We start from the raw sequence: 22,523 nt of genomic DNA on the forward strand, positions 1-22,523 counted from the left end.
CGCGAGAAGTCCGCCCTGGTCGGGCTCGCCCCGGTATTCGATTCGTCCATACGTTCGATTCCCGCGCTACGCTGGACCGCGTGGCACACCTCCAGGGCTCCCTCTTCGACCAGGTCGACACCGACCGCCCGGACGAGATACGGCTGCGCCCGCTCACCGGCCTCGCCCGTACGGCCCTCGGCCGGGGCGCCTGGATCGACGTACTGCCCGGCTGGCTCGCGGGCGCGGACGCCCTCTTCGCCGAGCTGGAGCGCACCGTGCCGTGGCAGGCGGAACGCCGCCGCATGTACGACAACACGGTGGACGTTCCCCGGCTCCAATGCTTCTACCGGGAGGGCGAGCACCTCCCGCACCCGGTTCTGACCGAGGCCCGCGAGGCACTCGGGCAGCACTACCGCGACGAGCTCGGTGAGCCCTTCGTCACGGCGGGCCTGTGCCTGTATCGCGACGGCCGGGACAGCGTCGCCTGGCACGGCGATCGCACGGGGCGCAGTTCGCACCAGGACACGATGGTCGCGATCCTCGCCCTCGGCACCCCGCGCGACCTGGTGCTACGTCCCCGCGGCGGCGGCCCCACCGCCCTGCGCCGCCCCCTCGGCCACGGCGACCTGCTGATCATGGGCGGCTCCTGCCAGCGCACCTGGGAACACGCGATCCCCAAGTCGGCGCACGTCGCCGGGCCGCGGATCAGCGTGCAGTTCCGTACGCGCGGGGTGCGGTAGCCGCCTTTCCGGCGGGCCCTACCCGGAAGGGCTTGCCCCGCCCCTCAGAAGTACGTCCGTACGAACTCCGTCACGGCGCCGTCCTCCCGCACCACCGGAATCAGCGGCCACTTCTCGAAGACGGTGCACGGGTGGGAGACGCCGAGGGCGACCCAGTCGCCCACCTCGATCGCGTCGACCGCGTCCGCCCCCTCCGTGCCTTCCGTGCGCAGCCAGGCGTGCTGGTCCGAGAGGCGGGTCACCTCGATCCCGGTGGCCGGGCGCTCGCGGCCGTCGCGTGCGGAGCGCACGGCCAGGACGCGGGGCAGGCCCAGGTCGTACGAGACATCGCGCTTACCGGCGTTGACGAAGGCCTGGGTCGACGAGGGCCGCGAGACGACCTGGGCCCACAGGCGCAGCGCCGGGCGCAGCGCGCCCTCGTCCGGCAGCCGGTTGAACGGGGTGACCTCGCCGTAGCGTCCGTCGTCGTGCGTGACGTAGGCGCCGGAGCGCAGCAGCTTGAGCAACGGGCGGGAGAACTGCGGGAGTTGGGCGAAGGAGTCGGCGACCGCGTCGAACCATTCGCTGCCGCCCGCGCTGATCACGATCTCCTCGGCGCCCTCGAACAGGCCCTCGCCGTCGAGCGCGACGGTCAGCCCGGTGAGACGGCCGAGCCACTCGCGCACCCGGGGCAGCGTCGCCTCGGGCACATCGGCCTCGTACCCGGCGACCCCCACCAGCCGCAGCGTCTCGGTGGCCGCCACGGCACGGGCCACGTCAAGCGCGTCGGCCTCGGTGCGCACACCCGTACGAGCACCCTCACCGGCGGCGAGTTCGATCACCACCTCCACCGGACGCCGCGCCCCGCTCAGGGCCTCGTCCATGAGCCGGACGCCGCGTACGGAGTCCACGTAGCACAGGAGCCGGAAGCCGGGGTCACGGTCGAGTTCCGCGGAGATCCAGGACAGGGCGGCGGCGTCGACGACCTCGTTCGCCAGGAAGACGCGCGGCGTGCCGAACGCCCTTGCCACGCGCACCTGATGGGGCACCGCGAGCGTGATTCCCCAGGCGCCGTGGGCGAGCTGGCGCTCGAAGAGCTGCGGGGCCATCGTGGTCTTGCCGTGCGGGGCGAAGGCCAGGCCGTGCCGCTCGGCATAGGTCTGGATGAGTCCGAGGTTGTGCGCCAGATGCTCGGCGGACAGCGTGAGCAGCGGAGTGGTGAACCCGCCGGTGTACAAGTCCCGCTGCTGGGCGGCGAGTTGGCCGACGGTGAGGCCGTCGGCGTTTGGGGGGAGGCCTTTGAAGCGGTGGTCGATGCGCTCGTGCGCCAGGTCCGCAAGGCGGCGCCGGCCGTCCTTCGGTCCGGCTGAAGGGTCCGTGGCGGCCATGGGGCTACCGTCCTCCGTGTGTTCCTCGGAGCTCATCCGTGGGCCTCCGCTTCGTACTCGTACAGGTGCAACCGCAGCATACGGACCTGTCGTACCGGCGGAGACCGGGTGACTCAGGCGATGGCCGCGATGTCTCCGTCATCGAAGTAGATCGCCTGATGCAAACGCCCACCCAGTGCGGCAGCGAACCGAGCGAGCACATCCTGGCCGGAGATGTGGCCCCGCTCGATCTGCGACACCCGCCCCTTGGTGACGCCCATACGCTCGGCCACGTCGTGCTGAGTCAGTCCTCGGGCTCGCCGCAGCTCCGCCAGGCGGCGGCCGGTCATCTCCGCGAGAAGCTCTTCCTTGCCGGCCCTTACGGCCTCCTCGCCGCCCGCACGGTCAACGTGCTCGGCGCGAATGTCCTGCCAGCGCGTGTAGCCGCTCACAACTGCCCTCCTTCTTCCCGCTTCCCGGGTTCTTTCCTTCACATAGATCTCGTAACGCTCTTCAGCCAGCGGAATCGCCTCCCGGTACCAGTCGTTCCACCGACCCGCTTTGTCTCCCGCCACGAGCAGAATGGTGCAGCGCCCGCCCATCCAACCCTGCCCCCCAGGGGGTGAATGCGCCCGGGCCCCCTTGTGCCATACCGCCATCTGCGCTTTCTTCCTGCCCATGGCGGACACAGCGAAGAACACCGGTGGGTCAGGGCCGCACGATCCGGGGCCGACGGCGCCGCAGGCCGGGCACGCGGCGGCCGGAGGCGGGACCGGAGGTGGCCAGGAGGCGGTGCCGCGCAGATCCAGCTGGCGGTACATCGGTCCGGGGATCGTCGTCGCGGCGACCGGTGTGGGCGCCGGTGACCTGGTGGCCACGCTCATCGCGGGCAGCAACTTCGGCTACACGCTGCTGTGGGCGGCGGTGCTCGGCTGTCTGGTCAAGATCTCCCTCGCCGAGGCCGCGGGCCGCTGGCACCTGGCGACCGGACGCACCCTCTTCGATGGCTGGGCGAGCCTGGGCCGCTGGACGACCTACTTCTTCGTCGTCTACGTCGTGCTCTGGGGCTTCGTCTACGGAGCCGCCGCCATGTCGTCGAGCGCGCTGCCCTTGCAGGCGCTGTTCCCCGACGTCTTCCCGGACTCCTGGTCGATCAAGCCGTGGGGCGTGCTGTGCGGCCTCGTCGGGCTGGTCTTCGTCTGGTGCAACAAGTACGCGGTCTTCGAGAAGGTCATGACGGTCCTGGTCGGCGTCATGTTCGTGGTGACCGTCTACCTCGCGATCCGGGTCACGCCCAACCTCGGCGACGCCTTCGCGGGACTGCTGCCGGTACTGCCCGACGAGGAGGACTCCGTCCTCAACACCCTCGGCCTGATCGGAGGCGTGGGCGGCACCATTACCCTTGCCGCGTACGGCTATTGGGTCAACGCCAAGGGCTGGACGCACACCGGCTGGATGAAGGTGATGCGGCTCGACAACCGGGTCGCGTATCTGACCACGGGCGTCTTCGTGGTGGCGATGCTGTTCGTGGGCGCCGAACTCCTGCACTCCTCGCAGATCGCGATCGCCAGTGGCGACAAGGGCCTGATCGACCTCACGGCCGTCCTGGACGACAAGTACGGCACGGCCACCGCCAAGCTCTTCCTGGTCGGTTTCTTCGCCACTTCCTTCACCTCGCTCATCGGCGTCTGGCACGGAGTGAGCCTGATGTTCGCGGACTTCGTGGCGCGGTACCGCGGGGGAGGGGCGGGGGCAGGGGCCGGGGCCGGGGCACAGGCGGGCGCGGGCACGGACGCGGACGCGGGCGAGGAGGCCCGGACCGGACCCGAGGTCGGAGTGACGGCCGAGGAGGTCGCCTCCGGCAAGCCCGAGAAGTCCCTCGCCTTCCGCGGCTATCTGCTCTGGCTGACCTTCCCGCCGATGATCCTGCTCTTCCAGGGCCAGCCCTTCCGCCTGATCATCATCTACGGAGTCCTCGGCGCCGCCTTCATGCCCTTCCTCGCCCTGACCCTGCTCTGGCTGCTCAACTCCTCGCGTACGCCCGCCGCTTGGCGCAACGGCCGGCTCAGCAACACGATGCTGCTGGTCGCCGGGCTGCTCTTCGTGGTGCTGTGCGGGCAGCAGATCTGGGAGCAGCCGTGGTCGGAGTTCTTCTGAGCCCGATTCCGTTGAGTCCGATTCCGTGTCCGATTCCGCGTCCGAGGCCGTAGGGACACGGCGGGCGTGCCCGGCCCGGCAGCCACGCCGGGCCGGGCATGCCCCGGGCCTCAGTCCTCGTGCGTGACCTTCACGTCGTGGATCTCGACCTCCCCGTAGTTGCCGTCGTCGCAGGGGGAGGAGTTCTCGCAGTTCGCCTGCGTGTACGCGCCGGTCTTGAAGTAGTTGCTGGAGTCCTGGTGTTCGAGGGTGGTCTCCAACTCGCCGTTGAAGTACACCTCGATCTCGCCGTCCTCCACCACGTACTTGACCTCGAAGACCGTGCCGAGCTCGTAGTCGTCGGTGATCAGGTGGTGGTGCGTGGTGTCGCCCTCGGTGAGGTAGAGCTTCGAGCCCTCCAGACGCAGCGCGGTGACGTCGTCGTCGCCGCCGTGGATCTGTGCGCCGACCACGTGCGGCTTGTCCTCGGGCAGGTGGGTGAAGGCCTCGCGCACGGTCAGGGTGTGCCTGCCGTCGGTCGAGGACCACTCGATCTCGTCCCCGCCGTCGCTCTCCATCTCCCGCAGTTCCGTACGGGGGTTGCTCGAACCGCCGGTGGTGACGCCGTCGACGGGTGCGCGGAACCGCACCGCCTCGCCGTCCTCGGCGACCGTGAAGTAGGGGTCCTTGACGTAGTCGTCCAGCTCGGGCTGGAAGATCTCGGTGGGCTTCTCGTTCTCACCGATGGGCAGCGTCAGTTTCCAGTTGCCCAAGTCCAGTACCTCGGACGGCAGTTCGGCGTCGCGGTCGCCTTCGCCCGCGGCGGCCGTACGGGCTCCGGGGCCGGCCGGCGCGTCGGCGGCCTGTACGGACGCCGGTACCAGAAGCGCTGTCAGTGCCGCGGCGGCGGGCAGGGCGGCCGTCAGGGCGAGCCGTCCGCGGCGGCCACGGCCGAAGCGGGAAGAGCCGGTGTCTGTCACGGGGTTGACCTCCGTAGGGGTACGCCGGGTTCGCGCGGGCCAGGGCCTGTCCGGCGGCCCGGCACACGGCCCGGGCCCGCGGTGTGTCGGAGGCGACCCTAGGCAGGGGCGTTGGGAGGGGTCCCAAATGGCGGGAACCGCACGCCAGTTGCCGGGCGCGTCACGAGGTGAGCGAGCGCCCAAGGGTCCGGCCCGGGTTCACGAGGGGTCGGGCGGCCCGAATTCGTCGAGGAGGTCCAGGTCCGGCGGCACCAGGGTGGTCGACTCCACGAGGCCTCTGAGCAGGTTGTGCAGGAGGCCGTTGTCCGAGGGACGCTCCTCCGGATTGTCGTGCACCAGCGGGTACTTGAAGCCGGTGCGGTGCAGCCGGTGGCGTACCAGCTCCACGCGGTACTCGATCCTGCGGACGTTCCAGTTGGCGTCCGGGCGGAGGTGGGCGAGCTGCTCGGCGGCCCGGCCGTAGGTCAGCGGCCGCGGGTCCGGCTCGTACTCCAGGTACTGCCGTCCGAGCACCACGAGCAGCAGCCGCTCGTCCTCGTTCAGCGCCCACCGCTGCGGCTGTACGGTCTCCTCCCTGCGGTGGGCCACCGGGCCCCGGTCGTCGTGGTCCGCGACATACAGCTCGACCAGGTGCTCGCGGTGGCCCGAACCCTTCACGAACAGCGGGGTGTAGCCGGTGGCGAGCGGAATCGGTTCGGAGCTGGCGTGCATCATCAGGCCCCGGGGCAGCCGCAGGAGTTGCTGCCCGGTGTTGCGCAGCCACCAGTGGCCCTCGCGGTAGGTCAGTTCGCCGTGCCGTCTGCTCACCCGCCGGTCGTCCACGCCGACGGCCAGTTGGGTGTCCGGCTTCTCCCCGCGTCCGAAGCGGATGGTCAGTCCCGGCCGCGGCGGGGCGGTGAGATCGTCGCTGACCGTGCGCGCGTGCAGGGTGCCGGGCCGCCCGGGCGGGACGCCACGGGCCAGGCTGTCGGAGCCGCTCATCGCCGCCTCCTCTAGGTCGCTTCCAGGTCGCTACAAGGTCCTCGAGCCGCTCGAACAAGGGGGCGGGTACTGGCCATTCGCCGAATTCAGGTCAGGGAGCCGGTGGATTGAGACAGGTGCGTGGCGGGGCGAGGGCCCCGAGCCCTGCAAATGGTACGGAAGCGGCGGGCACCGCTTCCCGTGCGCGCTACATTCGGTCCGTGTTCCGGCACAACAACAGCGACCGCGGTCGTTCGCGAAGGGAGTGTCGTTGTGCACCGGGGGGAGAGGGTCGGTAAGTACCGGCTCACGAACGGCCCCGTCGAAGGCGGGCGGGGAGCCGTCTGGTTCGCCGTCGACACCGAGCTGGGCCGCAGTGTCGTACTCAAGCGGGCCAAGCTGGAGAGCAGCAGCCAGAGCGCCTTCGACGAACTGCTCGCCGAGGCACGGGCATTGGCGAGATTCAGCCATCCGCATGTGGTGACCCTGTTCGACGCCGTCCGTACCGGCAAGGACAAGCGGGCCACGTTCTGGCTGGTGATGGAGCATGTGAAGGGCGGCAGCCTGGACGTCCCGGTGAAGCTCGCCCCGCAGCACGCCGCGGCCGTCGGCGCCCAGATCGCCGACGCGCTGGCCGCCCTGCACGCCAAGGGACTTGTGCACTGCGACGTCAAGCCCGCGAACATCGTGATCACCGAGGACCGGGTGGCCAAGCTCGCCGACTTCGGCGCCGCCTACCGGGTGGACTCCAGTGTCACGATCACGCCCAACGGGCAGCTCAGGCTCACCCCCGCGTACGCCGCTCCGGAGGCGTTCCGGGGCGCTCCCGAGCGCGCCACCGACGTGTTCTCGCTCGGCGCGACCCTCTACACCCTGATCACCGGAACTCCGCCCCTGCGCGGGCCCGGACAGACGGTACGGATCGAGGCGCTCAGCCCCCAGGTCGGGCCGCTCGGCGCACTGCTCACCGACATGCTGCGGCCCGACCCGAAGTCCCGGCCCACCGCCGCCGCGGTGCACAGCGCGCTCACCGGCCACGCGGCCGGGGCACTGGACCTCGCCACGCTGCCTCTTGAGCGGATCACCAAGCCCCTGTCCGTGGTGGACCTGCCCACCGAGGTCCAGCCCCCTGCCCCGTGGCACCGGACCGCTCTCCCTGGACGCCGCGGGCTGCTGACGGCCGGTGCCGTCGCCGTGGTGGCGCTGGCCGTCGGCGCCACGGTGCTGTGGGCGAGCGGGTCCGGCGACGGCGACGAGACGGACGCGGCGGCCCCGTCCCCGTCGCCGAGCACTTCGGCCCGTACCGAGCCCGCCTTCCTCGGCGACCCCCGTACGGCCGACCCCTGCGCCCTCCTCGACGCACGGGTGTTCCCCTCCTACGAGGACGCCCAACTCGACCGCTACCAGGGCAACTTCAACCGGTGCGACGTACTGCTGCGGGAAGGCCGCACGGATGTCGTGGACGTCCGGGTCGAGCTGGACTCCGATCCGCTGCCCGAGGCGGAGAAGCGGAGCACGAGGGGGCGGGTCGTCGTCGTGGAAGCGCCCGGCGAACCCAAGGAGTGCCTGCGCACGCTCGCCGTCAGCGGTGCACAGGGCGGCAGTCTGCGGATCACCGCGGTCGCCAGGAAGCCCGACAAGGTCAAGAAGGACCTGTGCGACAGCGCCGACGCCGCCGTGGACTACGCGGTGAACCAGCTCAACGACGGTGACATCGACCGGCGTTCGCCCGCCTTTGCGTCCGACTCCCTTGCCCACGAGGACGCGTGCTCGCTGCTCGACGTCGCGGCGCTGGGCAAGCTGCCCGGCGTCGACGCCCGGAACCCGGAGGCCGGGTTCGGCGACTGGTCCTGCCAGTGGACGTCCACCACCAACGACGTGGAGGTGGACCTCCAGTTCGACCAGGGCGGGCTGGCGCGCGGACCGAAGGAGGAACGCACCAGGATCGGTGGCCGTGAGGCCGTCGTCCTGCCGGACAGCGAGGGCGACGGGTCCTGCCGCGTCGAGCTGGTGCATCGCGAGTACCTCGGCCCGGACCGGGTGGAGGGCACCGAACGGGTGGCCCTCGTCGCCAAGGGGGAGGGCCCCAAGGGCTTCAACCACTGTGCTCTGGCGAAGGACTTGGCGAAGTCGGCGGCCGAGTCCCTGTCCTCGCGCTGACCGATCCGTACGAAGGTGGTCCGTACGCGGCCGATCCGCACAAGAAGATCCGTACGACGCTGATCCGTACGAAGCGGGTGACGCGTGCCGACCCGATCGAGTGTGAGCAAAGCCATAGGAACAACGCGACTTGACGCATGTGCTGTGCAATCCGTGCCCCGGCGTCGCCCCGGCCAACGATCTGCCCGAGACTGGTGTGGCCAACCGCCCTGCGTGGATATGGTGCAGATGCAGGAGAAGTCACAGTGCGAGGTGAGGCGGTCGCAGGCCCGCCACAGGCAGGGATGGGGGTGCGCGGGTGCCGACCGCCGTAGCCGTTACCAGTGCTGACCTGGTGCTGCCGTCCCTGGACCGGCACACGCCGTCCGCCGCGGTGCTGCAGTCCGCCGTGCAGGCGCCCAGAAGTGGTGCCGTCGCGGGACTCACGAAGGGGTCCGGCGGTGCGCACGGCCGCGGACAGCAGGGCGGCGGCGAGTTCTCGCTGGACCGGCTGCTCGCCGAGGTCTCCACGCTGCTCGACCACCACGGGCATGTGATCGTGCTCTGCCCCGCCTCCGCGCCCCAGCCCGTACTGCACCGGCTGCACACCGTGCGCTCGGTCCTGGAGACCGACCGGATCGCCCTGCTGCGTCCCGCGCTGCCACCGCTCGGGCTCGCCGTACTCGCCCTGCAACTACGGCAGTTGAGCGTCTGCGACTTCAGTCCGGGTGTGCTCGCCTCCGCCGCCCGGCTGCTCACGCACTACATCTACGCCGGCGCCGTACTCGGCTCGGTCACCAAGCTCGACCGGGTGCCGGTGTCCCTGGGCTCGCACGCACGCTCCTGGGTACCGGGCTCGCAGTTCGCCGTACTGGCCACCCCCGAACCCCAACTCCTGCGGCTCACCGGGCAGAAGCCCCAGGCACAGGCCGCCCCGAAGGGCCCGGCGTTCGGGACGCGGCTGCTCGTCGCACCCGGGCAGCTCGACGCCGACTGGCTCACCTCCACGCTCGCCCCGGCCTGGCAGGTGCAGGACGTCACGCACACCCGGCAGCCGGCCGAGTCGGCCGAGTGGTGGGGCACCGCGAAGCTCGCCGAGTTCGCGGCCGCGATCGGGGACATCTCCGTGCTGTACCAACTGGTCTCGTCGGTACGCCGGGACCGGTGCCACTGGTGCGGACTCGAACTCATCGGCGACCGCTGCGGGTTCTGTGCCGCGCCCCTGCCACCACCACCCGAGCTCACCGCCTCGGCCGCCCGCGCCCTGCCCACCGGCGTCGGCTGAGGCCCGCAAGCCGCTCCCCGTCCCGTACACGTCCCCGATCGAGGTACTCCGGCCATGAACTCACGCCAGCGACGCGGCGTCATCCTGCTGGTGGTCTCCCTGCTGTGCGCCCTCGGTGCCTTCGCGGGCGTCCTTTCGGTGATCCGGGACGCGAACGCCGAGGTCGGCCCGAAGGTGACGGCGTACCGGCTCAAGGGCGACGTGGAACCGTACAAGGAACTCGACGCCGAGCAGTTCGTGAAGGTCTCGATGCCCGAGCGCTGGCTGTCGGAGACCGCGGTCACCAATCTGCGCGAGATACGGGGCAAGATCGCCGTCACCACCCTGCGCAAGGGCTCGCTGCTGCAGGACGACATGATCGTCGAACGGCCCCGACTGGAGCCCGGGCAGCAGGAGATCGCCATCATGATCGACGCCGCCACGGGTGTCGCCGGCAAGATCGACCCCGGCGCCTCGGTGAACATCTACGCCACCTTCAAGGCCGAGGACGAGGGCCAGCGGGACCAGTCGCGGATCATCGTGGCGAACGCCCGGGTGATCGACGTCGGTGAACTCACCCCCTTCGACCGCGACCAGGACGACCGGCGCCGCGAGGACACCGAGGCGGTGCCGATCACCTTCGCGCTCGACACGGCGGACGCCCAACGTGTCGCGTACGCCGAGTCCTTCGCCACCCACGTACGCCTCGCGCTCGTCGGCAAGGGCGGCGACTCCGCCGTACCGCCGAGCGAGCGCACGTACACCCTGGACAAGGACAAGTAGGCCCGGGCATGAGCGAGTCGAGAGCACAGGCGCGGCAGCAGGGCGCGGCGAGTCCGCGACGTCGCCGCGGCGGGAACGAGAGGAGGCCGGTATGAGCGTCCGCGTGCACTCCGCCGTGCCCGACCCGGAGTCGGCGCGCGCCCTGGCCACGCTGCTCGGGCAGTTGCCCGACACCGAGGCGGCGCCGCCGATGCCGGACTCCACCTCCCTGGTCGACACCCTGGACCGGCTCGCCGCCGAGTCCCTGGACGAACTGCCCGAGGTCGTCCTGGTCCACGAGCGCGTCGGCCCGGTGCCCGCCCTGGACCTGATCCGCGATCTCGTACTGCGGTTCCCGGCGGTCGGCGTCGTCCTGGTCACCGCCGACACCAGTGCCGGGGTCCTCACCGCCGCCATGGACTCCGGCGCCCGCGGCATCGTCACGCTGCCGCTCGGCCACGAAGCCCTCGCCGAGCGGGTGCACGCGGCGGCGGCCTGGTCGGCGGGCATGCGCAAACACCTGGGCACCTCCGCGGAGAGTCTCGGCGGCGGACCCGGCGGCCGGGTGGTCACCGTCAGCGGCGCCAAGGGCGGCGTGGGCACCACCCTGACCGCCGTCCAACTCGCCCTGGCCGCACGGCAGTCGGGCCGGTCGGTGGCGCTGCTCGACCTGGACCTGCAGTCCGGCGACGTGGCCTCGTACCTCGATGTGCAGTTCCGCCGCTCGGTCGCCGACCTCGCCGCGATCGCCGACATCACCCCGCGCGTGCTCCAGGACGCGGTCTTCGTCCACGAGACCGGCCTCGCGCTGCTGCTCGCGCCCGGCGACGGCGAGCGCGGCGAAGAGGTCACCGACCGCGTCGCCCGGCAGGTGCTCACCGCCCTGCGCAGCCGCTACGACCTCGTGGTCGTGGACTGCGGCTGCCAGATGAGCGCGGGCAACGCCGTCGCCGTCGAAGTCGCCGACCAGGCACTGCTGTTGGTCACCCCGGACGTCGTCGCGGTACGCGCGGCCAAGCGTCTGGTCCGGCTGTGGGACCGGCTCCAGATCCGCAAGGCCGAGGAGACCGTGACCGTCCTCAACCGCTACGCGCGCGGCTCGGAGATACAGCCGTCCCTGGTCGAACGCGTCACCGGCACCCGGGTCGCCCGTACCGCGGTCCCCGCCCACTTCAAGGAACTCCAGTCCGCCGTGGACGCCGGACGCATGCAGGACCTGGACCCGCGCTCCACCGTCCGGCAGGCCCTGTACGCGCTGGCCGGTGAACTCCAGCTCGCCGCACCGGAGGCCGCGGACCACAAACGGCGCGGCGGCGGCGCGCTCGCACTGCGCAGGCGCGAGGCCAAGGGCGACCGCGGCGCCGTCACCCTCGAGTTCGCGGGCATGTTCCCCATCCTGCTGACGCTCGTGGCGATCCTGTGGCAGTGCGCCCTGTACGGCTACACGTACTCGCTGGCGGGCAACGCCGCCGACGAGGGCGCCCGCGCCGCCACCGCCGCCGTGATCGCGGGCGAGGACCCCGCCGCGGCCTGCCGCACCGCCGCCCGCGCACATCTCCCCGACGCCTGGCAGGACGCCGCAGTGAGCTGCGCCGACGAGGGCGCCGTGTGGAAGGCCCAGGTCGACGCCAAGGTGCCGCTGTTCCTGCCCGGCTTCGACGCGGGCTGGGAGGTCTCCGGCGAGGCCGGGGCGGCGCGCGAGGGCGAGGAGGCCGCCGGTGCGGGCGGGGGAGCGGGCTGATGCGGGCGGCGCTGGGTGCGGGGTTGGCACGGAGGCGGCGTGGTGCGCTGCGTGTGGGGCCGGTCCGGCGGCAGTGTGGCGCGCTGCGCGCGGGACTGGTCCGGCGGCGGCGTGCGGCGGACGACCGGGGCGTCTCGATGCTGGAGTTCGCGGGCTTTCTGCCCATCCTGCTGCTCGTCGGAATGGCCGCCATCCAGCTCGGGTTGGTCGGTTACTCGGCCAGTCAGGCGGGCTCCGGCGCCCGCGCGGCGGCGCGTGCCGCCTCGCAGGAACGCCCGGGACAGGCCGCGGGCCTCGCCGCGATGAGCGACTGGCTGGACGCCCGGGTCGGCATCAGCGGCGGCGCCGACACCACGACCGCCACGGTCACCGTCCAAGTCCCCACCCTGCTGCCCTTCGTGGACACCGACTGGTCCGTGACCCGCAGTGCCACCATGCCGAACGACGAGTGAACGGGCGCCGGGTCGCACGGCGTTGACCGTCCCCTCGGCCACCGACGAATGAACCTCCGCACTACCGACGAATGAGCAACCGCACCACCGACCACTGAACATCCGCGCCACCGAAGAGTGAACATCCGTACCACCGAAGGGAGTTGAGAACACATGAGCCTGAGGTCGCGTATCGCGCAGCCCGAGGAGGGCGGCGGGCCCGGTCGGGAGGACGGGCGGCTCGTGGCCGCCTACCGGGCCAAGCTCCTGGAGGAGATCGACCTCGCGGAGATGTCCTCGCTCTCCGCCGCCGAACGCCGCTCCCGTCTGGAACGCGTCCTCGGGCACCTCATCAGCCGTGAGGGCCCGGTACTGTCCACCCACGAACGCGGCCAGCTGATCCGCCGCGTGGTGGACGAGGCGCTCGGCCTCGGCGTACTGGAACCGTTGCTCGCGGATGCCTCCATCACCGAGATCATGGTCAACGGCCCCGACTCGGTCTTCGTCGAACGCGGCGGCCGGGTCGAACAGCTCCCGTTGCGCTTCGCCTCCGACGAGCAACTGCTCCAGACCATCGAACGCATCGTCTCCACCGTCAACCGCCGCGTGGACGAGTCGAATCCGATGGTGGACGCCCGGCTGCCCAGCGGCGAACGCGTCAACGTCATCATCCCGCCGCTGTCCCTGACCGGCCCGACCCTCACCATCCGGCGCTTCCCGCGCGCCTACACGCTCCCCGAACTCATCGGCCTCGGCTCCCTCGACGAGCAGATGCTGATGCTCCTCGCGGCCTTCGTACGGGCCCGGTTCAACGTGATCGTCTCCGGCGGCACCGGCTCCGGCAAGACCACGCTGCTCAACGCGCTGTCCGGACTGATCCCGTCCCACGAGCGCATCATCACCATCGAGGACTCCGCCGAACTCCAGCTCCAGCAGGAGCATGTGATCCGTCTGGAGTCCCGGCCGCCGAACGTCGAGGGCAAGGGCCAGGTCACCATCCGCGACCTGGTCCGCAACTCGCTGCGGATGCGGCCCGACCGGATCATCGTCGGCGAGGTCCGCGGCGGCGAGACCCTCGACATGCTCCAGGCCATGTCGACCGGCCACGACGGCTCGCTCGCCACCGTGCACGCCAACACGGCCGAGGACGCGCTGATGCGGCTGCAGACCCTCGGCTCGATGTCCGAGGTGCAGATCCCCTTCGAGGCGCTCAAGGACCAGATCAACTCCGCCGTGGACGTGGTCGTCCAGCTCGCCCGGCACAGCGACGGCTCCCGCAAGATCGCCGAGATCGCCCTGCTCGTCTCGCACGGCCGCGACGAGTTCCGGATGGTGCCGGTGACCCGCTTCGTCCCCCACCCGCTGGCCGCCGACCGCGTCGTACGAGGCCACTTCGAGCACCTGCCACTGCCCCGCGAAACCGCCGAGAAGCTGCACCTGGCCGACGAGCCGGTGCCTCCGGCCTTCGGGGTGGGGCAGCCGCCGGGGCCCTATCCGCCGAGGCAGGCCATCGGATGAGCCCCCGCCCGACCGTCCCCGCCCGCGTCCCTGCCCCCGCCCCCGCCCGGAGCCCGGCATGAACAGCCCCGCCGTTCTGGCGCTCGGCGCCACCGTCCTGACCGGCACCCTCGCCGTCGCGGGACTGCACACCTACGCCTCCGGGCGGGCCCAGCGCCAGGCCCTGGTCGACCGGCTCTCCGGCGAGGGCGCCGCCGGCGCGCCACCGGGCAGGGCCCGCCGCTTCGCCGGGGTGGACCGCAGGCTCCGCGGCACCCGGCTCGGCCGCTCGGTGCAACAGCGGCTCGCGGCCACCGGACTCGACGTCACCCCGGGCGAGTTCCTCGTCTACGTGAGTGCCGCGGTCGCCGCGCTATGGCTGATCGCGGCGGCGGCCCTGGCGCCCTTCTTCGGCCCGATCGCCGGACTCGTCGCCGTCTGGAGCGCCGTACTCTTCCTCAACTGGCAACGCCAGAAGCGGATAGAAGCCTTCATCGGCCAACTCCCCGATGTGGCCCGCCTGTTGGCCAACGCGACGGCGGCCGGTCTGGCGCTGCGCACCTCCCTCACCATGGCCGCCGAGGAACTCGAAGCCCCGGCGGGCGAGGAACTCTCCCTGGTGGCCGACAAGTTGACCCTCGGCCGCAGCGTCGAGGAAGCCCTGGACGAACTCGCCACCCGGCTGCCCTCCCGCGAACTCAGCGTCCTCGTCACCACATTGGTCCTGGCCAACAAGGCGGGCGGCTCGGTGGTCAGCTCCCTGCGCAACCTCACCCAGACCCTGGAGGACCGCAAGGAGACCCGGCGCGAGATCCGCACCATGCTCTCCGAGGTCAACGCCACCGCCTTCACGGTCCCCCTCCTCGGCCTCGGCTCGCTCCTCCTCATCAACTCCTCCAACGAGGGCGCGCTCGCCAAGGTGACCGGCTCCCCACTCGGCCAGGGACTGATCCTGCTCTCCCTGGCCCTGTACGCGGTCGGCTTCCTCGTCATCCGTCGCCTCGGCAAGATCGAGGTGTGAGCCCGTCATGACCGCCGTGCTCCTCGCCGCCCTGATGGCGCTCGCCGTCGCCGGATTCTGCTACGGCGTCAAGCTGTACCGCGCCGACGCCAAGCTCCCCGACGACCTCGCCGTGGCCCTGGAGGTGGGCGCCTCCCGCGTCTCCACGGCGGGCTCCGCCGTGGACCGCCTCGGCATGCGCTTCGCCCCGCTCGTCCTGCGGCTCATGGGCCCCAAGCGCGTCGCCGCCAAACGCCGCCGGATCGACATGGCGGGCAACCCCGGCGGCCTGACCCTCGACCGCTACGCGGCCCGCCGCGCGGTCTACGGGATCTTCGGCGTCGTCATGGGCCTGGTCTTCCTCACGAACGACCAACTCCTGTTCGCCCTGATGACCCTCGTCTTCGGCCTGGTCGCCGCCGACGCCCTGATCTGGCAGGCCATCCGCGAACGCCGCGAGGTCATCGACCGCACCCTGCCCGACTTCCTCGACGTCCTCGCCGTCGTCGTCTCCGCCGGACTCGGCTTCCGGCAGGCACTGGAACGCGTCGCCGAGAAGTACGAGGGCCCCTGGGCCGACGAACTCCGTATCACCCTGCGGCAGATGGACATGGGCGTCAGCCGCCGCCAGGCCTTCGACGAACTGCGCAAGCGCAACGAGTCCGAGCAGGTGGGCCAGTTCGTCTCCGCCCTCCAGCAGGGCGAGGAACTCGGCTCCCCGATCGCCGAGACGCTCATCCAGATCGCCACCGACATGCGCCGCACCGACGCCCAGAACTCCCGCCGCCGCGCCGCCCGCACCATCCCCAAGGCGACCATGGCCACCCTGGTCTTCATGCTCCCGGCCACCATGATCCTCATCGCCACCGGCATGTTCCTCGGCTCCGGCTCCGACTTCGGCTCGATCCTCGGGGAGTGACCATGGCTGTACGGCTGTCGCGTCGCCCGCCTTCGCACCTGCAATCAACTAGGGGCAATTCTTTGCGGGTTTGTCATCCATACGTCTCCACGGACCCCGAAGATGGGCCACACTGCGCGTGTACGGATCGTGTGGGGACGATTGCGTTGGCGGGGACCGCGTCGACAGGACCCGGCCTGCCCGACCCGTCACGTGACGGATCAGGTGGCCGATCGCACGGCGGACGGTGCCACGGCCCGGGTGGGGGTGAGACGGTGGTGAACACGGCACGGGAGCGGAACGTGACACTCCCGGCACCCGGAGCCCGTTTCACGGGCCCGCACATCGCGCAGAACCACAACAGCCGTACCGGCAACGGGGCTCACCCGCCCCCACGGCACCGCCGCCAGCGGTACCGGACGTCCGGGGCGGCACACGGGGGGTGGTGTCGGTGAGGACCGCGGCCATAAGCAGCCGCCGCACGGTCGGCGGGCCGAAGCGCCGGGCACGCATGCCCGGCACCGACGTACGCGACGACACGTACGGGGCCCACCAGGGCCGCGGAACAGGGCGGGACGGAGAGGGACAACGTGACGAAGGAACTGTGGCTGAGAGCGGCGGTGGGCACGGAACGCTCACTCGCCACCTGGGCACGCACCGTGTCGACCCGGATGCGGGGGCGGGAGCGGGATGCGGGGGCTGGGTTTGTGGAGTATGCGGGGTTGATGATTCTGATCGCGGGGATCTACACGCTCATCGATCAACTCGGCCTGGACGGCAAGATCTCCGAAGCGATCGGCAACGCGGTCAACGACGTCATCGGCGCCTGACCGAGAGGTCTTTCGGGTCCGACCGGGGCTCGACACTTCCCCTCTACATCTGGTTGACCGCGATCATCCTGTTCGTGGCCCTCGCCTTCTTCGCCTTCGCTCAGGCGGCAGTTGCCCGCAGCGGCGCCCAGTCGGCGGCCGACGCGGCCGCTCTGGCCGCGGCCCAGGACAGCAGGGACGAACTCCTCGACGGACTCATCGAGGCGATCGAGAACGGCGACGACGGTGACGAGGACGGTGACGACAACCAGGACGGCGGGTGGCCGGACTGGCTCGACGGGACCGACTTCGAGGGTGCCGGAGCCAGGGGCGCCGCCGAAGCGCTCGCGGCGGACAACGACTCCTCGGTCACGGGTTTCGGGGCCGCGGAGGCGAACGGTCTGCCGGGGTACCGGGTCGAGGTCCGGACCAACTACACGGTCGGCGACTCGATCATCCCGGGCACCGAGGCCAAGCACGCGAAAGCGGACGCGGTCGCCGTGATCGAGCCACGCTGCGACATCGACGAGGACGCCGATCCCAAGAAGCCGGTGGAACTCGACTGCGACGGCGACCTCATCGAGATCGACCCCGAGGACTTCGATCCGGACGATCTCCCCGACGCATCCACCCTGTTCGCCGTGCACTTGGCCGAGTGACAGTGACAGAACGAGACAAGGAACCCGTACCGATGAATCTTCGGCACACCATGAAGGGCCGCAGGGCGCTCACTGCGGTGGCGCTCACGACTGGACTGGTCCTCGCGGTGGCCGGGTGCGGCGGAGACGGCGACGACAAGGACCCGAAGAGCGAAGGTGGCAAGTCCTCCGCGCCGGAGAAGAACGACGACACCGCTGAGGACCCGAAGGAGCCTGGCGAGGGCCAGGACCCGACCACGGTGCAGGGCAACGGGATCAGCGTCACGGTGACTTCCGCCGTCCGCGAGCAGGGCGGTTTTCTCACCCTCAGCGGCCAGGTGACCAACAACAAGTCCGGGATATGGGTCGGTAGCGAATGGCGCAGTGACGAGTCCGAGCTGAAGAAGAACGGCGGCTCACTCGCGGGCGCCAGCCTGGTCGACTCCACGGGCAAGAAGAAGTACCTCGTACTGCGTGACACCCAGGGCCGGTGCCTGTGCACCGTCTTCCAGGGCGGCATCGATCAGGGCGAGACCATCGACTGGTTCGCGCAGTTCCCCGCGCCACCGGAAGGCACCGCGAAGGTGCAGCTCCAGCTGCCGACGATGCCGCCGGCCAACATCGAGATCACCGAGGGAGAGTGAAGCCATGTCCTCCGCCCCTCGCTACGGCACGAAGGCCACCGCAACGGCCTTGACCGCCACCGCCCTTGTCCTGACTCTCGCGGTGACCACCGGCACCGCCCAAGCCGACGACCCCGACCCCAGCGTCCCGCCCGGCAGCGTCACTTCGCAGGCGCCGCCGAAGGTGGACGCGGCGAGCCCGGGCCTGAGGCTGGAGGCCGGAGCGACGCTGGCGCCCGCGAAGGTGCTGGACATCAAGTCGGTGGTGGAGGACACCGGCGGTGAGGAGCGCCGCGAGGACACCAACCTGGACGTGAAGTTCGCGCTCCAGGCGGAGGTCCTGTTCCCGAAGGACAGCGCCCGCCTCAACCCGAGCGCCCGTGCGCGGATCGAGGCCATCGCCGAGGAGATCAAGTCCCAAGGCTCCGGAGTGGTACGGGTGTTCGGCTTCACGGACGACCTGGGCACCTACGAGCACGGCAAGGAACTCTCCCGCAAACGCGCCGAGGCCGTCCACGACGTACTGGCCCCGGGCCTCGGCCCCGACGTGACCTTCCACGTCCGCGGCTACAGCGAGGACTACCCCATCGCGGAGAACACCAACGAGGAGGGCCGCCGCAAGAACCGGCGGGTGGAGATCAGCTTCCCGCGGGGCGGAGCGACGGCCCCTGAAGCAGAGGCAGAACCTGCGGGCTCCGAGCCGGCAGGTCCTCTCTGAGCGACGAAAGTCTCGTCGTTACTCAGGTTTGAAGCACCGCGAATACACGTCGAAGGCGATCAAAGGTTCGGTGCCTGCATCCAGACCCCGCAACCATTCGGCGTGCATTTGCGTGCGGGTCTTCATGTGCACGGCCAGAATCTCGAGGGTTCGGGCCTCGCTGCGATTCGGGCCGTTCTTCACGATCTTCCATCCGCGTTTGGGGAGTTCGCGAGCGAGGTTCGACATACCCTTTTGGAGGCTTGCATTGTTCACGCCATAGAGCGACCAGGGATGCCGAACGATCTGCAAGCTCCCCTCTTCGTTGTCATCGGACTTGCAATTGCTTGCCATGGGGCCAGGTGCTGTGGTTTTCCCGCGAACGTGGAGTATGTCGTAGAGACCGCTCGACAGCGACTTGACTTCGGTAAGCACTTCTTGAGGGGGTCGACTTTTCGGTTGGTAATCCATGCCGCTCGCATGGTCTTCCATCGAACATGCTGGGGCGATCAGCGCTAGGGCTAACGCCAAGGTGGTGAGCCCAAGGGGGCGTCGCCTTGCGTTTCGTGGCGTCATTGACGCGCCTCCCGGAAGCTCATTGAGGTAGGAATCAGTCGCTTGACTGTCTCTGGGGTGATCTTGCCGCTCAGCTTTGTCTACACAGCATTCTTCGGCTGTGACAAACCGCCTGGGCACGCGGCCCCCACTACCTCGGCCTCGCCCTGCCGCACCCGCCACCAACGCCCCCCTACGCCGTGCGCTGCGCGAACGCCACCACGACCCGGTGGAACGGGGTGAACCTGCTGGCGCGCGTCAACCTCTGAGCAGGCGCGCAGCGACCCCCGAGCGGGCGCGCGGCGGCACCGTTCGCGCGCCCGCCACCCTTCGCACAGGCAACCCATGTCCAGAAAATCCCCTCCTACCGGGTGACCGCCCCGCCGGGCGCCCCGCACCGAGGAACCCTCCTTGTGGGCCCGTACGTCCAACCGCCCCCGCCCGGGGCGACCACCCGCTCAGGAGATCCCGTGCCGAAGCCGACGAAGACCACGCAGGTGCAACGCCGAACAGACAGCCACGTACGACAGTGGGGCGGGGCGGCCGAGGCCGCGCCCCGGACGGCCGCAGACGGGACGACCCCGCGCACGCACACGCGGCGGACCCCGTGGCTCCGGACCGCCGCCTCCCTCGCCCTGCTCCCTCTCCTCGCCGTCGCCCTGACCGCGTGCGGAGGCGACGACGAGGGCGGCGACAAGGCCAAGGACCCTGCGTCGTCCGGGAGTCCGTCGGACAAGCCTTCCGGAACGCCGACCGGAAAGCCCTCCGCAAAGCCCTCCGGAAGCCCCGACGACGGTCAGGAGCTCGGCCCCGGTGAGAGCGGCCGGGGCGAGGTCGCCAACCGGAAGACCGAGACCACGTACGTGGCGGGCGCGCAGAAGGTCGACATCGGTACCGAGGCCGACGCCAGGAAGCTGGTGGACGATCCGGCGCTGGTCGAGGGCAAGGTGCCCGCGACCGCCTACCTGAAGCTCACCAACGACGACGGCGGCACCATCGCCGGACATCCGCGGATCGGGGACATCCGGCTGACCGCCGACGGGCAGCCGGGCACGCCCCTCGACAGCGCCGAGGTGCGGGGCAAGGACGTGCCCCCGGCCAAGGGCTGTGAGACACCGGAGGAGATCACGAACTGGAAGGAAGGCGAAAGCCATGTCTTCTGCGAGACGTTCCTGATCCCCAAGGGCGCCGTGAAGGTGCTCGTTCAGTGGGTGAAGGACCCGGCCGACGGCTTCACGTACTCCTGGGACTTCACCGTGCGGGCGGACGGCGGCCCGCGGACACCCTGACCCGCGCGTCCTGAACCACGCCTTCTGACCCGCGCACCCGCACCCGCCAACCCGCACCCGCCAACCCACACTCACCCGCGGATTCCCGGGCGATGTGCGCCGTCCCAAGGGCGGCGCACATCCCGCCGGTCAGCCCACGGCCATCCGGGCAGGCTCGTCCTCGGGCTCGGCTGCAGCCGCATCCGTACGAACGTCAGCAGTCGCATCCGTACGAACGTCGGCAGCCGCACCCGTACGAACGTCAGCAGCCGCACCCGTACGAACCACGGTTACCGCCGCCCCCGCCCGAACCTCGGCGGCAGCCCCCGCCCCGGCCCCCGTCCGAACCTTCGCCACAGCCCCCGGCCCCGCATGCATCGGCGCCAGCTCCCCGTTGATCACCAACCGTGCGTCCTGGGCGAGTTGGCGCCGGTCGGTGCCGCGTATTGGCGGGTGGGCGGTGACCCGTACCGTCATGTCCGCCGCGCCCGCCACCCTGCTCAGCGAGGCGGTGAAGTTCTCCACGCCGAGGAAGCCGGCCCAGCGGGTGCGGCGCGGGCCCTGGAAGTAGTCGATGGTCACCGGGCGCACGGGGGCCCCGGCGTCGACGGCGGCCTGGAAGCTGGCGCGGTAGAAGCCGCCGCCCGCGACCGAGCACCAGGTGGTGGCCTGCGGGAAGACGAGGACGGAGCGGCCGGAGGCGAGCAGCCGGGTCATGTCCTCGATCATCAGCGGGAGTTCGCGTACCTTCTCGCGGTGCACGAACCGGGTGCCGAGGCGCCGGGCCAGGCCGCCGATCACCGGCCACCCGCCGACCTGCTGTTTGGCCAGGATGGTCATCGGCTCGACGGCCAGCATCGTGATGACGTCGATCCAGGAGATGTGGTTGGCGACGATCAGCGTGCCGGTGCCGCCCGACTCCTCCTTGGGCACGCTGAGCGGACCGGTGTCGCCGACGATCCGCAGACCGACGCCGTCGAGCACCGCCCGCGCCTTGGCGCGCACCACTTCGGGCTCCGAGAGCCGCTTGCCCGCCGCCACCGCGCCCGCGACCGTGTACGCGAGGGCGGCATAGCGGCGGCCCCGCACGGCGGGGGAGACGGACGCCGTGGAGCGGCCCGCACAGCTCGGGTCGCAGACCGGCTCCAGGGGCCAGGGGTTGAGCGGATTCACTGCACTTCCCCGAGGAAGTAGCGCCGGTAGCGGTCGTTGAGGCGGTCCATGTCGAGCAGGACGAAGAAGTCGGCGACCCCGAACTCCGGGTCGTGCGCGGGCGCACCGCACATCCACGCGCCGATCCGCAGGTAGGCACGGAGCAGCGGGGGCAGTTCGGCGTACGAGGGACGCTCCACCGCGGCCTGGGCCGAGGGCACCCACGGGCGGCGCGGGTGGACCCGCAGCTCGGTGGGGGAGGCGTGCTTGGAGTTGCCGAGCAGCCAGGCGTTGGAGGCGGCGACGCCGCCGTCCGACAGCGGCACCGAGGCGCAGCCCGCGAGATAGCGGTGGCCGGAGAGCAGGACGTAGCGGGCCAGGCCCGACCACATCAGGTTGATCACCGCGCCCGAGCGGTGGTCGGGGTGCACACAGGAGCGGCCCGTCTCGATCATCGAGGGCCGGACCTCGTCGAGCGCCCGCAGGTCGAACTCGCTGTCCGAGTAGGAGTGCTGGAGGCGGCCGGGCGGCAGCAGCCGGTAGGTGCCGACGACCTCGCCGCTGGTCGTGTCGGTGACGATCAGGTGGTCGACGCGGTCGTCGTACTCGTCGATGTCGTGGCCAGCCAGCGGTGTGCTCAGCGCGGCGCCCATCTCCTCGGCGAACACCTGGTAGCGCAGCCGCTGCGCCGCGCGGATCTGCTCCTCGGTGTCCGCGATGGAGGTGACGTAGTTACTGGTGTCGGGCGTCGTGCCCGTGGATGTCAGAAGCATGTCTCGCCGTACTCCCATGGCCGGGCCGGAGACCTCCGTGTATGCGGGGGGCCCACGGCGGTGCGCTCGATACACAGGGGGACGGGCACCGTTCGCTTCGCGCCACGGTCACTGGCACGCCGGGTCGGTGTC

22 protein-coding genes and 1 pseudogene are annotated in these 22,523 nt (G+C 70.8%); 15 read left to right on the forward strand and 8 right to left on the reverse strand.

All coding sequences use genetic code 11. From position 1 onward, the window contains the following. Positions 1-80: 80 nt before the first annotated feature. The gene (locus HUT18_RS23250) at positions 81-722 is read left to right on the forward strand and encodes an alpha-ketoglutarate-dependent dioxygenase AlkB (RefSeq protein WP_254878764.1); all 642 of its coding nucleotides are present in this window, start codon (positions 81-83) and stop codon (positions 720-722) included. Between the two features lie 44 nt (positions 723-766). Here the strand turns inward: HUT18_RS23250 and HUT18_RS23255 are convergent, their stop codons facing one another. The 3 genes and pseudogenes from HUT18_RS23255 to HUT18_RS23265 all read right to left on the reverse strand — a co-directional run. After that, entirely contained in the window at positions 767-2,089 is a 1,323-nt protein-coding gene (locus HUT18_RS23255; protein WP_176102503.1) for an alanine racemase, read from the reverse strand. Between the two features lie 113 nt (positions 2,090-2,202). Further along, positions 2,203-2,418, reverse strand: a complete 216-nt coding sequence (locus HUT18_RS23260; RefSeq protein ID WP_254879079.1) for a helix-turn-helix transcriptional regulator — start codon at positions 2,416-2,418, stop codon at positions 2,203-2,205. Between the two features lie 123 nt (positions 2,419-2,541). After that, positions 2,542-2,652: pseudogene (locus tag HUT18_RS23265) on the reverse strand (DNA-binding protein); the annotation flags it as partial. A 94-nt stretch (positions 2,653-2,746) separates the two neighbouring features. Here HUT18_RS23265 and HUT18_RS23270 point away from each other — a divergent pair. Continuing rightward, the gene (locus HUT18_RS23270) at positions 2,747-4,225 is read left to right on the forward strand and encodes an Nramp family divalent metal transporter (RefSeq protein WP_176102504.1); all 1,479 of its coding nucleotides are present in this window, start codon (positions 2,747-2,749) and stop codon (positions 4,223-4,225) included. A gap of 110 nt (positions 4,226-4,335) precedes the next feature. Here the strand turns inward: HUT18_RS23270 and HUT18_RS23275 are convergent, their stop codons facing one another. Together HUT18_RS23275 and HUT18_RS23280 are read right to left on the reverse strand one after the other, a co-directional pair. After that, positions 4,336-5,184 (reverse strand): polysaccharide lyase family 7 protein, encoded by an 849-nt coding sequence (locus HUT18_RS23275; protein ID WP_217710515.1) that lies wholly within the window; start codon positions 5,182-5,184, stop codon positions 4,336-4,338. 198 nt (positions 5,185-5,382) lie between these two features. Beyond that, positions 5,383-6,165: an FHA domain-containing protein gene (locus HUT18_RS23280; protein ID WP_176102505.1), complete on the reverse strand. Its 783-nt coding sequence runs from the start codon at positions 6,163-6,165 to the stop codon at positions 5,383-5,385. Positions 6,166-6,417: 252 nt separating this feature from the next. Between HUT18_RS23280 and HUT18_RS23285 the strand changes: the two genes are divergently transcribed. The 12 genes from HUT18_RS23285 to HUT18_RS23340 all read left to right on the forward strand — a co-directional run bounded on the left by HUT18_RS23285 (position 6,418) and on the right by HUT18_RS23340 (position 18,664). After that, positions 6,418-8,304, forward strand: a complete 1,887-nt coding sequence (locus HUT18_RS23285) for a serine/threonine-protein kinase (protein ID WP_254878765.1) — start codon at positions 6,418-6,420, stop codon at positions 8,302-8,304. A gap of 298 nt (positions 8,305-8,602) precedes the next feature. Next, entirely contained in the window at positions 8,603-9,568 is a 966-nt protein-coding gene (locus HUT18_RS23290; protein ID WP_176102507.1) for a hypothetical protein, read from the forward strand. Positions 9,569-9,622: 54 nt separating this feature from the next. Continuing rightward, positions 9,623-10,330 (forward strand): Flp pilus assembly protein CpaB, encoded by a 708-nt coding sequence (gene cpaB, locus HUT18_RS23295; RefSeq protein WP_176102508.1) that lies wholly within the window; start codon positions 9,623-9,625, stop codon positions 10,328-10,330. Positions 10,331-10,421: 91 nt separating this feature from the next. Then, on the forward strand, positions 10,422-12,050 hold the full coding sequence (locus HUT18_RS23300) for an AAA family ATPase (protein ID WP_176102509.1): 1,629 nt from the start codon (positions 10,422-10,424) through the stop codon (positions 12,048-12,050). 137 nt (positions 12,051-12,187) lie between these two features. Next, positions 12,188-12,502 carry a TadE/TadG family type IV pilus assembly protein gene (locus tag HUT18_RS23305; RefSeq protein ID WP_176104751.1) on the forward strand — a complete coding sequence of 105 codons (315 nt, stop codon included), beginning with the start codon at positions 12,188-12,190 and terminating at the stop codon, positions 12,500-12,502. A 153-nt stretch (positions 12,503-12,655) separates the two neighbouring features. Further along, complete coding sequence (locus tag HUT18_RS23310) at positions 12,656-13,999, forward strand: CpaF family protein (RefSeq protein WP_176102510.1); 1,344 nt, start codon at positions 12,656-12,658, stop codon at positions 13,997-13,999. Positions 14,000-14,057: 58 nt separating this feature from the next. Continuing rightward, a complete protein-coding gene (locus HUT18_RS23315; protein WP_176102511.1) occupies positions 14,058-14,999 on the forward strand; it encodes a type II secretion system F family protein in 942 nt (313 codons plus the stop codon). A gap of 7 nt (positions 15,000-15,006) precedes the next feature. Next, entirely contained in the window at positions 15,007-15,897 is an 891-nt protein-coding gene (locus tag HUT18_RS23320) for a DUF5936 domain-containing protein (RefSeq protein WP_176102512.1), read from the forward strand. 569 nt (positions 15,898-16,466) lie between these two features. After that, complete coding sequence (locus HUT18_RS23325; RefSeq protein ID WP_176096592.1) at positions 16,467-16,706, forward strand: hypothetical protein; 240 nt, start codon at positions 16,467-16,469, stop codon at positions 16,704-16,706. Beyond that, positions 16,703-17,344: a pilus assembly protein TadG-related protein gene (locus HUT18_RS23330; RefSeq protein WP_176104752.1), complete on the forward strand. Its 642-nt coding sequence runs from the start codon at positions 16,703-16,705 to the stop codon at positions 17,342-17,344. Before HUT18_RS23325 ends, HUT18_RS23330 begins: the two co-directional genes overlap by 4 nt. Positions 17,345-17,376: 32 nt before the next feature. Beyond that, positions 17,377-17,967, forward strand: a complete 591-nt coding sequence (locus tag HUT18_RS23335; RefSeq protein WP_176102513.1) for a hypothetical protein — start codon at positions 17,377-17,379, stop codon at positions 17,965-17,967. Between the two features lie 4 nt (positions 17,968-17,971). Next, positions 17,972-18,664: an OmpA family protein gene (locus HUT18_RS23340; protein ID WP_176102514.1), complete on the forward strand. Its 693-nt coding sequence runs from the start codon at positions 17,972-17,974 to the stop codon at positions 18,662-18,664. 18 nt (positions 18,665-18,682) lie between these two features. Here the strand turns inward: HUT18_RS23340 and HUT18_RS23345 are convergent, their stop codons facing one another. Then, entirely contained in the window at positions 18,683-19,135 is a 453-nt protein-coding gene (locus tag HUT18_RS23345; protein ID WP_176102515.1) for a hypothetical protein, read from the reverse strand. 533 nt (positions 19,136-19,668) lie between these two features. On the opposite strand from HUT18_RS23345, the gene HUT18_RS23350 reads away from it, so the two are divergent. Beyond that, positions 19,669-20,487, forward strand: a complete 819-nt coding sequence (locus HUT18_RS23350; RefSeq protein WP_176102516.1) for a hypothetical protein — start codon at positions 19,669-19,671, stop codon at positions 20,485-20,487. Between the two features lie 129 nt (positions 20,488-20,616). Here the strand turns inward: HUT18_RS23350 and HUT18_RS23355 are convergent, their stop codons facing one another. Then, on the reverse strand, positions 20,617-21,639 hold the full coding sequence (locus HUT18_RS23355) for a 1-acyl-sn-glycerol-3-phosphate acyltransferase (protein ID WP_217710516.1): 1,023 nt from the start codon (positions 21,637-21,639) through the stop codon (positions 20,617-20,619). Next, complete coding sequence (locus HUT18_RS23360; protein WP_176102517.1) at positions 21,636-22,391, reverse strand: GNAT family N-acetyltransferase; 756 nt, start codon at positions 22,389-22,391, stop codon at positions 21,636-21,638. The genes HUT18_RS23355 and HUT18_RS23360 overlap by 4 nt, the downstream gene beginning before the upstream one ends. Positions 22,392-22,523 lie beyond the last annotated feature (132 nt).

Origin of the sequence: Streptomyces sp. NA04227 (assembly GCF_013364195.1) — a bacterium.
GTDB lineage: Bacteria > Actinomycetota > Actinomycetes > Streptomycetales > Streptomycetaceae > Streptomyces.